Annotated in this window: 10 protein-coding genes; all 10 read right to left on the bottom strand. The window is 66.7% G+C overall.

What is annotated here, in order from left to right; all coding sequences use genetic code 11:
• Positions 1-8: 8 nt before the first annotated feature.
• From QHG62_RS21260 to QHG62_RS21215, 10 genes are read right to left on the bottom strand one after another with little or no spacing between them, the layout of a single operon-like run.
• Entirely contained in the window at positions 9-674 is a 666-nt protein-coding gene (locus QHG62_RS21260; RefSeq protein ID WP_281147646.1) for a DUF3540 domain-containing protein, read from the bottom strand.
• A gap of 40 nt (positions 675-714) precedes the next feature.
• Positions 715-1,767, bottom strand: coding sequence for a pentapeptide repeat-containing protein (locus QHG62_RS21255; protein WP_281147645.1), 1,053 nt, complete (start codon positions 1,765-1,767; stop codon positions 715-717).
• Positions 1,764-4,412 carry a DUF2169 family type VI secretion system accessory protein gene (locus tag QHG62_RS21250; RefSeq protein WP_281147644.1) on the bottom strand — a complete coding sequence of 883 codons (2,649 nt, stop codon included), beginning with the start codon at positions 4,410-4,412 and terminating at the stop codon, positions 1,764-1,766. The genes QHG62_RS21255 and QHG62_RS21250 overlap by 4 nt, the downstream gene beginning before the upstream one ends.
• A gap of 43 nt (positions 4,413-4,455) precedes the next feature.
• Complete coding sequence (locus tag QHG62_RS21245; RefSeq protein ID WP_281147643.1) at positions 4,456-7,317, bottom strand: type VI secretion system Vgr family protein; 2,862 nt, start codon at positions 7,315-7,317, stop codon at positions 4,456-4,458.
• A gap of 40 nt (positions 7,318-7,357) precedes the next feature.
• Complete coding sequence (gene tssH, locus QHG62_RS21240; protein WP_281147642.1) at positions 7,358-10,087, bottom strand: type VI secretion system ATPase TssH; 2,730 nt, start codon at positions 10,085-10,087, stop codon at positions 7,358-7,360.
• A 39-nt stretch (positions 10,088-10,126) separates the two neighbouring features.
• Positions 10,127-11,203 (bottom strand): type VI secretion system baseplate subunit TssG, encoded by a 1,077-nt coding sequence (gene tssG / locus QHG62_RS21235; protein WP_281147641.1) that lies wholly within the window; start codon positions 11,201-11,203, stop codon positions 10,127-10,129.
• On the bottom strand, positions 11,179-13,071 hold the full coding sequence (gene tssF, locus QHG62_RS21230) for a type VI secretion system baseplate subunit TssF (RefSeq protein ID WP_281147640.1): 1,893 nt from the start codon (positions 13,069-13,071) through the stop codon (positions 11,179-11,181). The genes tssG and tssF overlap by 25 nt, the downstream gene beginning before the upstream one ends.
• 7 nt (positions 13,072-13,078) lie before the next feature.
• On the bottom strand, positions 13,079-13,594 hold the full coding sequence (tssE, locus tag QHG62_RS21225) for a type VI secretion system baseplate subunit TssE (RefSeq protein WP_281147639.1): 516 nt from the start codon (positions 13,592-13,594) through the stop codon (positions 13,079-13,081).
• Positions 13,587-14,432 (bottom strand): type VI secretion system accessory protein TagJ, encoded by an 846-nt coding sequence (locus tag QHG62_RS21220; protein WP_281147638.1) that lies wholly within the window; start codon positions 14,430-14,432, stop codon positions 13,587-13,589. The genes tssE and QHG62_RS21220 overlap by 8 nt, the downstream gene beginning before the upstream one ends.
• Before the next feature lie 25 nt (positions 14,433-14,457).
• A complete protein-coding gene (locus QHG62_RS21215; protein WP_281147637.1) occupies positions 14,458-15,024 on the bottom strand; it encodes a type VI secretion system tube protein Hcp in 567 nt (188 codons plus the stop codon).
• Between the last annotated feature and the right edge of the window lie 20 nt (positions 15,025-15,044).

Genomic DNA, 15,044 nt, shown 5'->3' with positions numbered 1-15,044 from the left:
GATTCCCTTCAGCCGAAGTGGATCTGCGCGCCGCGCGCCTTGACCAGCTGCTCGCCTTCCACCAGCGTGTGCTCGCCATGGATCTGCAGCAGCTGGCGCGCCTGCAGCTCCATGTGTCCGGCCTGGGTGCGGTCCAGGCCCTCGGTACTGCGCATGTATTGCTTGCTGTGGTGGTGCACCCGGTCGAACAGCGTCGACAGCGCGGCGCCAATCGCCTTGACCGTGCCGCCCACCAGGTTGAGGCGCTCGCCCATTGCGTCGGCCTGCTCGCAACTCAGGCGCACCTGAGGCGCGGCCAGCTGCAGAAGCTCTCGCGCGTTGGCGCTGACGGTGGGCGCGCTCAGTTCGAGCTTGCCCTGGCTTTGCAGCACCACGTCCTGTGCGCCGCTGCGCTCCAGCACCGCCATCACCCAGCACTGGCGCTGGTCGTCGAGGAAGGCCGCGACGACGTCGCCGACCTGCACCGCCACCACGCAACTGAAAGCCTGGCGCGCGCCGACCTCGTGAGCGCCTTCGCGATCGATACGCAGGCGAAGTTGTCCTGCGCCGGGCACGGCAAGCACGACGGCGCGATGCCAGCCGGCTTGCGCGGCAGCGGGCGCGTCGGGTTGCTTGCTCGGCTTGCCGTGCTTGTGTGGAGCCCTGGTGCGGCGTTCGGTAACGGTGGCGGTCATGGATGGCCTCATGGGTGAATGGCGTTCGTCGCGCGGTGCTTCAGGCGGCAGCCCACTGTTCGGCGCGCGCCAGCTCAGGATCGGTGCCGAGCGCGCGGCTCCGGTCGGTGGCTTGCGCGTCCTTCAGCTGCGAGCGGTGGAAGACGGCGCGAAACAACTCGGCTTCGCGCAGATCTGCGCCCTCAAGGTCGGCATGCCGGAAATCGGCATAGGTGCAATCGGCACCCGAGAAAACCGCGCGCGCCAGCTTGGCCTGCGCAAAGTGGCACTGGTGCAGCTGCGCAGCGCCGAAGTGGGCGCCCGGCAGCACGGCCTCGGTAAAAAGCGACTGGCGCAACTGCGCCTTGGTAAAGCGCGCGCCTTCCCCCTTGGTGGCGCAGAAGATGGCTTGCGGCGCCTGTGCGTTGCTGAAGTCGCAGCCGTTGAGGGTGCTGCCCTGAAAGTTGCATTGCCGCAGCTTCGCGCCTGCAAAGCTGCTGCCGCTCAGGTCTGCATCGGCAAACTGGCACGACTCGTAGTTGCCGCCGTCGAAGCGCATGTTCTGCAGGCTGAGCTTCGAAAAGACCACGCGCGTCATCGGCGCGCCCACCCAGGTCATGAGGCTCAGGTCGCAACCGGTCACCACCGTGTGCGTCCACTGCGAGTGGTCGGCGTTGACGTCGAGGAGTTTCGATTGCGAGAACACCGTCGATTCGAGGTTCGCACCCTGCATGCCGGCGTGGTCGAGCGCGCTGGCATGAAACCTGGCCATGGCCATCGACGCCTTGCCGAACTGCGCATGCGTCAGGTCGCACTCGTTGAAGGTGGCGGTGTGCAGGTTGGCGCCGCGAAAATCCGCGTGGTCGAGCTTGCAGCGGTTGAACACCGCATGGCGCAGGTTGGCGCCCGCAAACAGCGCGCCGCCCATGTCGCACTGGTCGAACACCGCCTCGCGAACGTCGGCTTCGCGCAGGTCCGCGCCGCTCCAGCGGCACTGCGTGAAGATACCGCCCCCCAGAAAAGTCTTGGCGTAGTGGCCGCCGCTGAAGTCCTGCCCTTCGAAGGTTTCTCCCAGGCCGGCGCCCAGCGAAAGAAGCTCGGCGCTCACCCTCATGCCGCACCTCCTTCGGAATTGCCGGCCGCATCTCGCGCCGCGGCAATGGCCTGCTGTTCTGCGTTCAGGCGCGGCCATGTGCGGCTGCGCGTGAGCAATGCGCCGTCGAACTGCGTGTCGCCGCTCAGTGCCACCCGCGTGAGGTCGGTGCCGAAGAGATTGGCGCGCCGCAGGTCCGCACCGATCAGGTTGGCGTAGCTGAAGACGGCATCATGAAAATTGGCACCGGCCAGCCGCGCACGGCTGAAGCGCGTCTTGCGAAAGAGCGCGCCCTTGGCGGATGCCAGCCGCAGGTCGGCACCTTGCAGGTCGGCCATGCCCAGGTTGGCGCCGTCGAACAGCGCCTTGGGCGCGCGCATGCCGATGGCACTGCATTCGCCGAGGTTCGCGTTCGAAAGATCGGCGCCGCTCGCATCCACGCGGTCGAGCACGGTGTTCTTCACGAACACCACGCCCTTGGCACGCGCGGCAACCATGCGTGCGCCCTGCAGCTGGCAGGTGACGAAGGTGGCCGACTGCAGCAATGCGCCTGAAAGATCGACACCGCGCAGGTCGCATTCAATGAAGTTGGCGCCGCGGAGGTCGGCCTCGCGCAGGTCGAGGCCCTGCAGCACGCGCTTGTAGAACACGTTGCCCGCCAGTTGCGCGCCGCTCCAGTCGGCAACGCCCCATTCGGTTTCGAGCAGGTTGGCGCCGGCAAGGTGGGTGCGCCGCATCTGCGTGCCGGCAAGCGCCGTGTGCATGAGCATGGCGCCGCCGAGGTTGGAGCGGTCGAACACCGCGCCGGCAAGGCGCGCGCGGCCCAGGTTGGCGCCGGTGAAATCGGCCTCTATGGCCATGCAGCCCTGCATGTCGGCATGCGCGAGCACCGCGCCGGCAAACTTGCAGCCCGATATGTTGGCCTTGCGAAGGTTCGCGCTCTCCAGCCACGCACCCGAAAAATCGAAGCCGTGCAGGTCGAGGCCCGACAGGTCGACGCCGGTGAGATCGATCCACGGCAGCGTGCGGTGGCCTTGCCCGGCCAGCCATTGCACCTCTTGCCGGCGCTTGGCGCCCTCTTCTCCTTTCAGCGCAAAAGCCGGTGGCTGCATGTGGGCCGACTGCAAATAGCCCAGCCGCTCCGCGCCCTGGCGGTCGCGCAGCTTCTGCAACAGCTGCGCCTCGGGCATCGGCAGCTTGCCGAACTGGGCCTTGAGCTCGGCGAGGTGCTTCTCGGCGGTGTAGAGCGGCGGGCCGCGGTGCGCCAGTTCGGCCATGCGCTTTCTGTCTTCACCGCTCAACGCGAGCAGCTTTTCGAGCTGGTCCAGCATGTCTTGCGCGACCGCGAGCTGCTGCGCCTCCGCCTCCTTCTGGCTGGCCTTGACGTAGGCGGGCAGCTCGGCCAGGGTCGGCGGCTTCTCGCGCACCGGCGGCTTCAGGCCCAGCGCGTCCGGGTCTTTGCCAAAGGCCACGGCCTTCTCGCGCGCAAGGGCCACGTCGATCTCTGCGCGGCGGAACTGCGCATCGGCCTGGAGGCCCTCCATCTTGTAGATCTCGGACGCCTTTTCGAAGTCGGGGTCGGCGGTGTCGATGTCGTCGGGCACCAGGTCGGCATCGTTCAGGCTCTCGATGCCTCCTTGCACCGGGTCTGTGCGCCGGGCCAGCACGCCGGCATAGTGGGCGTCGCCGCGCGGCTGGCCCAGACGCTCGACGGCAGTCATCAAATGATCGATGTCGCTGCCGTCGTACTCCGCCACCTCGGCCAGGCCATGCCAGATGAGCAGCATGCGCTCCACTTCAGGAAAGAACCAAACGGTGGTGAGCCGCATCGGCACTTCCTTGAATTTGTGCGAATCGCCGCCCGGTGCCACCTGCTCCGGCGGCAACCGGTAGTTGGCGAACACGCGGGCCCGCAGACCCGGCAGGTTGCCTTGCAGCAGCGGCTTGGTGGGGTGCAGGTGCTCGAGTGCAAAGGCCTCGTCGCCGCGCAGGGGTGCGTCCAGCCACTGGTCTTTCGGCGCCATGTTGAAGTGGCGCCAGTCCACGTCGGGCGGAAAACCCGGCGCATGCTGCTTGAGGTAGTTCTCGTCGTAGGTGCCGCGCAGTGCGGCACGCTGCGGATGCATCACATCGAGCGCGCCAAAACCTGCGGGCTGCACCACGTCGCCAGGTGCGGTGATGCGCGAGCTCGGCAACTCCAGCGGCGGCAGCCAATGCACGCCGCCTGCCGCTGCGGCGCCCATGCCCAGCGGGTTCTCGGCCACCGTCGGGCCGCCGTATGCATTGGCCCAGTCGAGCGGCACCGGCTGATAGACCTCCGACTGCACCACGCGCGCGCCGTCCCAGTAGCGCGGCGAAAAGGCCATGACGGCCTTGCCGGCATTGCCGAGCCGCACGCGCGCAACAGCCCCGCGCGAACCGGCTTCGCCCGCATGCACGCGGCCGACCACCAGGTATTCGGGCGTGAGCTTGGCAATGCCTTCGTCGACCAGCGGCATCGCCATGAGTTCGGAGATGCAGTTCCACATCGATTGCTCGCGCAGCAGGCCGCCGCCTTCCGGCGACATCGGTGCGAAGAGCATGGTGCTCACGCACAGCCCGGCCTTGGACCGGTACTCGATCGGCCGAAAGCTCAACGCGGCGACATGGGGCTTGAGTATCTGCATGAAGAACGGGTGGTGTCGTGCGCGCGGCTGTGCGGAGCGGCGCTCAATCGGCAGACGCCGGCGGCGTGGGCAGCCCCTTGGAGGCGGCCGGCTGGGGCGCTTCGGTGGGCATCTTCGACGAGCCTGCGGCAATCTTCGATCCATCGCCCACAACGGCATCGGGCGGCGCGCCCAGCCGCTTGTCGTCCGTGTATTGCGCGGCCTTGTCGGCCGGTGCCGAATGCAGGCGAATGTTGTCGGGGTTGGCCCAGCCGTTGTCCCTGCGGGCTTCGGCAATGCCCTTGGCAGTGGCCAGGCGCGACGCCATGCCGTGCAGCCCGAGGGCTTTGGCCTGCGTCGCGGCTTCCTGCAGCGCAGCGGCCGCATCCGTGTACTGCTGGTTGGTGGCCTTGATGTCGGTGTACGCAGCCGCAATCGAATATGCGACGGCGCCGATTGCAGCGCCGATGGACGCGCCCATGGCAAATGCCCCCCCGGCTCCCGCGCCCGCACCGCCGCCGGGCATGATGACCTTGGCTGCCCGCTGCTCCACGTCGACAGGCGAAATGCTCAGGTCCACCCCCGCAAAGCCGAGCTTGAGCGCCGCCGCCGTCTCCATTTGCAGCGCCAGGCACGAAGCCATGCTCAGGCCCATCATCGTGTCGATCGACAGCCCCATGAAGGTCGAGCGGGCCATGCCCATGTTGGCTTCGCTGTTGACGCCGATGTAGCCGCTGGAGTTAGGGCCCAGCACAGTGGTGTTGGAGCCGTTCGAGGTGGCGTTGATGTTGCCAACGGCGAACATCTCGAGGTTCGAGTTGGACACCGCCTTGATCGAATTGGCGAAGATGCTGTGCGCGCCGACGCTCGCATCGACGCGGTCTGCGTTGGTGGCCAGCTTCAGCTCGCCCACCGAACTTATTGCGATGTTCGCGCCCGAGGTCAGCGCCACCGCGCCCACGGAATTGACCGTCATCGAGGCCGAGGTCTGAGAGAACGCGCCCACGGTGCTAAGGGTGTAGGTGCTGTTGGTGTGCGAGGTGACGGGGCCGTTCACCACCGTGTCCTGCTTGCCCTTGGTGCCGACGGTCTGGTTGCCCAGCGTGGTGGTGAAGGTGTCCGCGTCGAACTTGTTGGTCTGCGCCAGAACCACATGGTTCATCTGCGTCTTCATGACCGTGTGTTCTTCCTTGCCCTTCACCATGATCGTGCGGTGGCGGTCGACGGTCAGGCTCTGGTCGCGCATCACGTGGCCCGAGTCGTCGTTCTCCACCGTGGTGGCCATGTTCTTTTCGGCGTGGATGTTCAGGAGCTCGTGCCCCTTCTTGTCCTCGAACATGATCTCGTTGTAGTTGGCGGGCCCGCCGCCCGGCGTGGAGCGCGTCTTGAAGCCGCTCTGCGTGGGCGACTTGTACGGAATGGGCTGGTCGTCGTTGTAGACGCGGCCCGTGATGATGGGCCGGTCCGGGTCGCCGTTCATGAACTCGACGATCACCTCTTGCCCGATGCGCGGCGTGAAGTAGCCGCCCCAGCCCTTGCCGGCCCAGGGTTGCGAGCAGCGTATCCAGCACGTGGCCTTGCCGTCGCCGTCGTTGTAGCGGTCCCAGTGAAAATGCACCATCACGCGGCCCTCGTCCACGTGGAGCTCTTCGCCTTCGGGGCCGCAGACGATGGCGCTCTGCGGGCCGGGCATCGTCACACGCGGCGTCAGCGGCGGCGGACGGAAGGTGCGCTCGACCGGCAGCGCGGTAATCAGGAAGGCGCTCGCGCCCCGCGCGCCGGTGCGCAGCGACGGATGCCGCTCGATCACCTCGGTGAAGGCGGTCAGCACGTCGGCATTCACCGCGTCGTCCAGAATGGCTTCGGCCAGCAGCGCCGCGGCCGATTGCGATTCGCCGTCTTCATCGGCGCCTTCATAGCCCCGATGGCTGGCCACGAACACGCAGCCGCCAATGACGTACTCGCCGTCGCGCAGGCCGCCGCGGTCGCCCTCGAAGTCGAAGCTGCGGCCGGCCGCCACATCGGGCCACGGGGTAAGGCCCCAGTGGCGCTCGCGGCGGCCGTCGAATTCTTCCAGGTGCACCTTCACCGCCGCGTCCACCTCTTCGCCGGTGAAATAGTTGCCAGGGTATTCGAACACTTCGAGGTCGGAGAGCTCGTGCTTTTCCTGCACGTCCACTTCCACGCTCAGCGGCTTCTTGATTGCCTTGTAGTCGACGTCGCGCGAGGCGTACTTGCCGCTGTCGAAGCGGCGCACGTCGATCCATTCGCTGATCTCGTTGAAGCGCGCCTCGCTCACATCGGGCGATGCAAAGCGCAGCTTGGCCTCCACCGCGAGCTTCTCGTGGGCAATGCCGCTCGCGTCCGACAAGTGCATGGTGCCCGGCGCATCGTGCGCATCGAACCAGTAGTAGATGCCTTCGGCCTCCAGCAGGCGCGACAGGTAGTTGTAGTCGCTCTCCTGGAACTGCACGCAATAGCGCCGGGCCGGGTGCGTGCCCACCACGTTGTCGGTGCGCGTCTTCTTGAAGCGCTTGATCGGGCTGTCCTCGAACACCGCGTCCAGGATGCCGAGCACCGGCTTGTCCTGCAGGATGCGCGAGTTGGCCCGCTTGGTGAGCAGCCAGAACCATGAACGCAGCCGTATCTGGTAGCGAAAGTAGCGCCCCACCTGCCGCCCGCGGGTAAAGCGCACCGCATGCCCCTGGCAATGCCGCTCGTGCTTGCCGCCGTCCGCGTCCGAGAACTCGATCACCACATCGAAGGCATGGCCCAGGATGTCCTTGGCGTCGACGAAGGCGTTCTCCGAAAGCACCGTGAGCTCGTAGGTCGAGGCCCTTGCCAGGGCCTCGTGCCCTGCAATGGCCCAGAACATGAGCTCGTCCTTGGCGGGCGATTCGCTCTCGATGCGGAAATCATGCGACATGTGTTGTTCTCTTCAGGCGTGGCGTCGGGCGTGCAAGGCGCTAGTCGAAGGCGTAGGTGAAATCGGCGTCCTTCACGTCCAGCGCCACGCGGCGGATCTCGCCGCCCGAGGCCAGGCGTTGCAGGTACTCGACCGAGATCGTCGGCAGCACGGTGTTGGTCAGGATCGCGTCGATCACCCGGCCGCCGGACTCCGGGTCCTGGCAGCGTGCAACCACCTGCTCGACCACCGCCTCGCTGTACTCGAAGGGCACGCCGTGGTTGGTCTCGACGCGCTTCTTGATGCGGCCCAGCTGCAGCCGCACGATCTTCTTCATCATGTCCGGCGACAGCGGGTAGTAGGGAATAGTGACGATGCGGCCCAGCAGCGCGGGCGGAAACACCTTCATGAGCGGCGCCTTGAGCGCATCGGCCAGCGCGTTGGAATCGGGCAGCAGCTCGGGGTCGCGGCACATGCTCATCACCAGCTCGCTGCCGGCATTGGTGGTGAGCAGGATGATCGTGTTCTTGAAATCGATCATGCGGCCCTCGCCGTCTTCCATCCAGCCCTTGTCGAACACCTGGAAGAAGATCTCGTGCACGTCGGGGTGGGCCTTTTCCACCTCGTCGAGCAGCACCACGCTGTAGGGCCTGCGGCGCACGGCCTCGGTCAGGATGCCGCCTTCGCCGTAGCCCACGTAGCCGGGCGGTGCGCCCTTGAGCGTGGAGACGGTGTGCGCCTCCTGGAACTCGCTCATGTTGATGGTGATGATGTTCTGCTCGCCGCCGTAGAGCGCCTCGGCCAGTGCCAGCGCGGTCTCGGTCTTGCCCACGCCCGAGGTGCCGCACAGCATGAAGACGCCGATGGGTTTCTGCGGGTTGTCGAGCCGCGCGCGCGATGTCTGGATGCGGCGTGCAATCATTTCCAGGCCGTGCTTCTGGCCGATGACGCGCTGGTTGAGCGTGTCCGCAAGCTTGAGCACCGCCTCGACTTCGTTCTTGACCATGCGGCCGACGGGAATGCCGGTCCAGTCCGCCACCACCGAGGCCACGGCCTGCTCGTCGACCGAAGGAAGAATCAGCGGCGACTCGCCCTGCACCGCATGGATCTTCGCCTGTAGCGCATGCAGCTCTTCAAGCAGCGCAGCCCGGTCTCCGCTCCCTCCCCCGCCGGGGGAGGGCTGGGGTGGGGGCACAGCGGCGTTGGCCTCGCCGTCTGCAGGTACCGCATCCACCGGCTTGTTCCCCGCCCGCAATTTGCTGCGCAATTCCAGCAGCCGGTCGACCAACCCTTTTTCTTCCTGCCAGCGCGCATTCAGCGCATCGAGCTGCACCTTCGATTCGGCCAGCAGCGCCGTGACCTGCGCCGCGCGCTTGGTCACGTCGATGCCGATCGCCTCCTCGCGGCCGATGATCTCCTGCTCGACCGTGAGCCCTTCGATGCGGCGCATGCAATCTTCCACTTCAGGCGGCGTGGCGTGCTGCGACACGGCCACGCGGGCGCAGGCGGTGTCCAGCAGGCTCACGGCCTTGTCTGGCAGCTGGCGTGCGGGAATGTAGCGGTGCGACAGCTTCACGGCGGCCTCGATGGCCTCGTCGAGCAGCTGCACGCGGTGATGCTTTTCGAGCACGCTGGCCACGCCGCGCAGCATGAGGATGGCCTTCACCTCGTCGGGCTCGGGCACCTGCACCACCTGGAAGCGCCGCGTAAGGGCCGGGTCTTTCTCGATGTATTTCTTGTACTCGGCCCAGGTGGTCGCGCCAATCGTGCGCAAGTTGCCGCGCGCCAACGCAGGCTTCAGCAGGTTGGCCGCGTCGCCCGTGCCGGCCGCGCCGCCGGCGCCCACCAGCGTGTGGATCTCGTCGATGAAAAGAATGATGGGCGTCGGCGAGCTCTGCACTTCGTCGATCACCTGGCGCAGGCGCTGCTCGAATTCGCCCTTCATGCTGGCGCCGGCCTGCAGCAGGCCGATGTCGAGCGTGAGCAGCTTCACGTCTTTCAGCTGCGGCGGCACGTCGCCGCGCGCAAGGCGCTGCGCAAAACCCTCGACCACGGCCGTCTTGCCGACGCCGGCCTCGCCGGTGAGCAGCGGGTTGTTCTGGCGGCGCCGCATCAGGATGTCGACGATCTGGCGGATCTCTTCGTCGCGCCCGGTCACCGGGTCCATCTCGCCCTTCTTGGCTTTCTCGGTCAGGTCGACGGCAAATTTCTTCAGCGCATCGCCCTTGCCCATGGCCGCCGGGGCCATGGCGCCGGAGTCTTCGCCCGGCGCGCCGCTGCCCATGCCGGTTCCGTCCTGCGCGCGCATCTGCGATTCGGGCGAAGGGTCGCAGATCTTCACGAAGTTGTCGGCCAGGTCTTCGACCTTGATCTTCTCGAACTGCTTCGACAAACCGAAGAGCGGGTTGCGCAGGCTCTGCGTCTTGAGCATGCCCACCAGGATGTAGCCGGTGCGCACCTGCGCCTCGCCGAACTGCAGCGTGGCGTAAGTCCAGGCGCGCTCGATGGCGTTTTCGATGTGCGGCGAAAAGTCGCTGATGGCGGTGGCGCCGCGCGGCAGGCGGTCGAGCGCGGCCGTCATGTCCTTCGCAATCACCGACACGTCGAGCCCGTAGTGCTGGATCACGCGGTGCAGGTCGGAGTCTTGCGCCTGCAGCAGCTGCGCAAACCAGTGCTCCAGTTCCACATAGGGATTGCCGCGCATCTTGCAGAACACGGTGGCGCCCTCGATGGCTTTGTAGGCCAGCGAGTTGAGCTTGCCGAAAAGGGCGGTGCGGCTGATTTCACTCATGGAGGACTCCGTATCTCTTCAAGACGAATGAAGCTGGGTTTATTGAAGTGGTAGCTCGGCCGATCGCCGGCCTGCACCGGCCGGCTGGCTCGCAATGCGCACGTCGGCCGCATCGCGGGGGCGTGGCCTTTGCCCGAGCCACGCGATCCATCCAAGGCGCGGCGCGTTGCCTTTTGCCTGGCCAAGGCGCGTGGGCGGCACCTGTGCGCCTTGCAATGCAAGCTGCGCGTCCCACTCGAGCTCGTCGCCGAGCAGCTGCTGCATCCAGCGTTGCAGCACGGGCTGCGCGTCGCCGATGGGAAGAAACATGCGGTACTGCTCGAGCGTGAGCGGGCCCACGTGCAGGCGCACGCGGTGCTGCCGGTCCCAGGCGCGGGTGCCGAGCATGGCGCCCATGCCCATCGAGCGCGAGGTCTCGCCCTGGCCGAGCCGCGTGAGCTCGCCGGTGGGCAGGCTCATCCAGTGGCCGACCCAGCGCTCCAGCCTGAACGGCACGCCGAAGTAGCTGCACAGCACCGCCTCCACACCTTCGGCGTTGTGCACGCGCCGTGCGAGCCGACCCGAAAAATGCAGGCGCGCGTCGTCGTGCACCTCGTCGCGGCCGATGCGCCCCGGCGTGCCGATGCCGACCAGCGCCCCAACCTGCAGCCTGAACCTGTCTTCGCCCGGCCGGTCGAGCGCCACGGCCGGCCGCGACTGCGCCCAGGCCCGGTAGAAGTGCAGCGAGAAGCGATGCGAAAAGCTGTCGAGAAAGGCGAGCCACGTGGGATCGCCATGGTTGATGCTGCGCTCGCGAATGAAGTCGCTCAGGTGCACGGGCAGCGGACCGTTGGGACCGATGTAGCTGAAGAAGTGCTGGCGCAGCCGCGGCGGCGAATAAGCGGTGGCCGCCTCGAAGCGGCTGAAGCTCGCGGGCGCAAAGGAAAGCGAAGGCTCTTGTCCCACGCGCACCGGCTCTGCATTGGGCAGCAGCGCACGGCCCCAGCGCGGCGTGGTGCCGGCAATCGACTCCAGCCGCCGCAGCACCGCGAAGTAATCGAAAGCCCACGGCTCGGCCGACCATTCGCGCAGCGCGTTGTCGACCCGCACCGCTACAGAATCTGGCGTGTTCCGCACAGCGGCCTCCAGCGCATGATTTCGCCCTTGCCCGAAATGCGGAGCACGGCCTCGACGAAGTGGTTCACCTCTACATGGCGCGCCAGGTAGTGCGCCATGACCGCGCCAAAAAGAAAAGCGCTGTGGCCGTGGAACGCGTCCTTGTCGACCTCGAGCGTTACTTCGAGCCCGCGCCCGAAAGCGATGGGTCCCGGAAGCGGCAACCTGCGCGCCACCGGCTTGCTCTTGACCGACAGCAGGCCGCGCACCTGGCCTTGGCGCATTTCGTCCGCATGCACGGCGTAGAGCATCAGGGTTTCGCGCAATGCGGCGGCGCCCTGCTCGGGTGTGCTGTCCGAGATCGACAGGTAGTTGAGCGCCAGGTGGTCCACCACGCGCCAGCCGAGCCCCTGGCTCACCACCGGCGACACCGGGCGCGAAGGCCCGCGCACCATGCGAACGCGCTGCGCCGGAAAGGAGTCGATGCAATCGAAGTCGTTGTCGCGGCCCAGCGGCATCAACAGCGGCAGGTCGCGGTTGGTGCACAGCGCCGTCACCGCCAGCTGGCGCAGCGCGGTCGAATACGGCGCCTGCTGCGGATCGACGATCTGCATGTAGACCTCGGAACCGATGTGGCTGCTGCGGTGCCCTTCGGTGCGCTGCCGCACCGAGAGCATGCGCGGCTCGCGCGTGGTCGTGTAGTAGGCCGGGTGCGCGTGGCGGCTGCCATGAAACGCCGAGTAGAACGGCCGAAACGACTGCTCGGTGGCGGCCTCTGCGCCGCCGGGTGCGCCGTGGCCGGTGACTTCGGTCACGGTGTGCACTTCAAAGTCTTGCGGGCGCGTGCGGTCGGGTACCAGGTGGAACTGGCTCACGCCCTCCGACACCGGCACGCGATCGAGCCGCTTGCTGAAGAGGTTGACCACGGGCACGCAGTGCAGCTGCACGTTGTCCGCGCTCACCAGCTTTTCGAGCGCGGCATCGCCTCGCGAGAACAGCAGCACAACCTCGACCTCCGTCACGGCCATGTCCGCGAGCAGCGGCTGCAGGCCGCCGATGCGCGCGAACTGGAAGCGCTGCGGAAACGCAAAGTATTCCTGCAGCAGCCTGAAGCCCGAGAAGCCCGTGGCCGTGACCGGCAGCAACGCTTCGTCTTCTTCGAAGCCCACCGCCTTGATCGCGCTGCCGGGCAGCGTCTTCATCGCACCCTGCATTGCGCCGCCGGCCGCCATCGGCCGCACCAGCACACCCACCGGCTGGCCGAGCGCACATTCGTGCAACTGCCATGCAACGTCTTCGGCGCCGCTGAAGTGCAGCAGCAGTTCGTCCATGGCAATCTGGCTGAAGTTCAATCCGGCCGTCGCGCGCAGCGAAATGCGCAGGCCGCCGCGGATCGCGCGCGATTGCGGATGCGCATTGAGCGGCAAGTCCGGCGCGTAGGTGAAGTATTGGGCCCGAAGGATTTCAACGGGCCAGACGCGCAGCGTGGCCGCCGTTCGAAATTCGCAATGCGTGTTCTGCCCCACCGCCTGCCGTGCACGCAGCCCGCTGCCGCGCGCAAGCGTCGGGCCCGTTGCAAGCTTGGCGTCGTCGGCGTCGGGCACCACCGACACAACCGCCATGGCCGGCGTGGGCGCCAGGAAGTGCGGGTAGACGATGTCGAGCAGGTGGCCGGTGAAGCGCGGGTACTCGGCATCGAGCTTGAGCCCCACGCGTGCCGAAAGGAATGCGGTGGCCTCGATCAGCCGCTCGACGTACGGGTCTGCAACTTCCTGGCCTTCGATGCCCAGGCGGTGCGCAATCTTCGGAAAGGCGCGCGCAAACTCCGACGAGCTCTCGCGAAAGTAGCGCAGTTCCTGTTCATACAGGCTCAGCAACCTGGGGTCCATGGCGGACTTACCTCTGGGATTGCGCCATGTCCACGATCTCTATGCGGCCTTCTTCCAGATCGACGCGGCTGCGCATCAGGAACTCGAGCGGCACGGGCTGCGCCCACAGCATGCCGCGAATCTGCAGACCGATGCTGTTGTGGGAGTCCAATGCCGAGCCTTCCATGACGAGTTCAACTTCGAGAGTGCGGGACAAGATGCGTGGCTCGAACTGCAGGATTGCGTTCTTCAGAGCCTGCTCCATGCTGACACGCTGCACCGACGAGGTGTACTGGCCAGACAGCATAGGCAATCCGTAATTGATGACGGAACGCGCCGCGTTGGGATAGCGCTTGTCGTCCATCTCGAGGCCGTAGCCGGTGGCGTTGAAGAGCCAGCCAAGGTCGCGCAGCACGGCCTGGCGCAGCGCCTGCTTGGTGAGCGTGCGCTTGTCGTCGCTCTCGCGCTTTTCGTTGGGCGCGTGATCGACGAGGCGGTCGAGCAGCGAAGGCTGCAGCCGCTCCTGCGCGGTGAGTTCAGCCATCGGCCCCGTCCTCCGACGGCGTGGCGGCCTCCGCAGTGGCCGTTGCGGCGGAAGGCGTGAACAGGATTTCTCGCACATCCATCAGCGCGTACTCGCCGGCGTCGCTGCCCAGCACGCGCTGGCCGGTGCCCACCCACACCTCGGGCCGCAGCTCGCGCCATTCGGTCTTGCGCGCAAGCTGCAGTTCGCCGTCCTCGCTTTTCTCGCTGCCTTCGTAGCGCGTGGGAATCAGCGCGAGCGTCTCGCCGCCGTTCTCGAATTCGAGGTGCGCGGGCATCCACACGCAATCGCGCAGGTCTTCGGGCGGCTCGATCTTGATGTGGGCAAGCCGGGCATAGGGAATCCAGTAGTACTTGCCATTGACGAAGGCCTCGAGCACCGGCCCCAGGCGCATGTCGGCATCGGCCAGCCATTCGAAGGGCGCACCGTCGATGGTGCCGCCGATGGCGGGTGCCGCATCGAAGGCGCGCTGGCGCAGGTCTTCGGCCATGGCGTGGTCGCCGCTCCCCTGGCGCAGCAGCGATTCGATGAGCAGCGCAAGCCATTCGTCGGGCTGGCCGAACACCATGGGCGTTCGCTTGCCCGCAAACACTTCGGCGCGCAGGCCTTCGCAGCGCACGGCTTCGCCGTACACCTGCTTCATGGGCACTGCCAGCGCGTCGAGTTCGGCGGCCACGGTGAGCTGGTTGAGTGCGCGCTCCCACTGCCCAAGCACGCAGAGCAGCTGCGCCATGAAGACGCGGTGCTTGCTGTCGGACGGCTTCGCGCGCACTTCGTCGCTCAACGCCTTGAGGGCGGCGGCCGGATCGGCAGCCTTCAGCAGTTCGGATGCGGTCATGGTGTGGTGCCCCGTTTGGTTGCGGTCACTCGGCGGACTCGAAGACGCACTCGCGCACCGCGCCGCGGGCGCCGGTGTTCTTTTGCGGCGCCGATCTGATGGTGAAGCGCCTGAACGCGAAGCTGATGATCTCGGTGGGTGCGCCCAGCACGCTGTTGGTGAGCATCATGTGGCTGGTCACGCGCACCTTCTCCATGGTGAACTCCAGCATGGGCTGGGCCTCGGTCGACTTGAGGTCGCCGCCCGACTTGTAGATGCCGACGATCACCTTGCCGGCTTCTGCATTGACCCGCAACATGCTCGCGATGGAGGCCGTGGCCGCATCGGTGCGGCGCACCACGATGAAGTTGGACAAGGTGCGCGCCGCGGCGGCGCGGCCGGACTGCGTGTGCTGGTGACCGCCGCAAAAGTAGCCGGCAATTTCCATGCGCGGCTTGCCGTCTTCGAACTGGCGCGCCAGCTCGCCCTCGATGGGGCTGCCCGCGTTCTCGATCATCATCACGAGGTCGCAGCCGCTTGCCGCTCCCAGCGCCAGGTCGAGCATGCGCAGCGCGTCGTCGGGATCGGGGACTCCGTTGGAAGTCATGGACATTTGCTTCTCCTTCTCGGTAA

The organism is Variovorax paradoxus, assembly GCF_029919115.1.
Classification (GTDB): domain Bacteria; phylum Pseudomonadota; class Gammaproteobacteria; order Burkholderiales; family Burkholderiaceae_C; genus Variovorax; species Variovorax paradoxus_O.
Note: the sequence above shows the minus strand (reverse complement) of the source record. Positions and strands in the feature narration are given on the sequence as shown.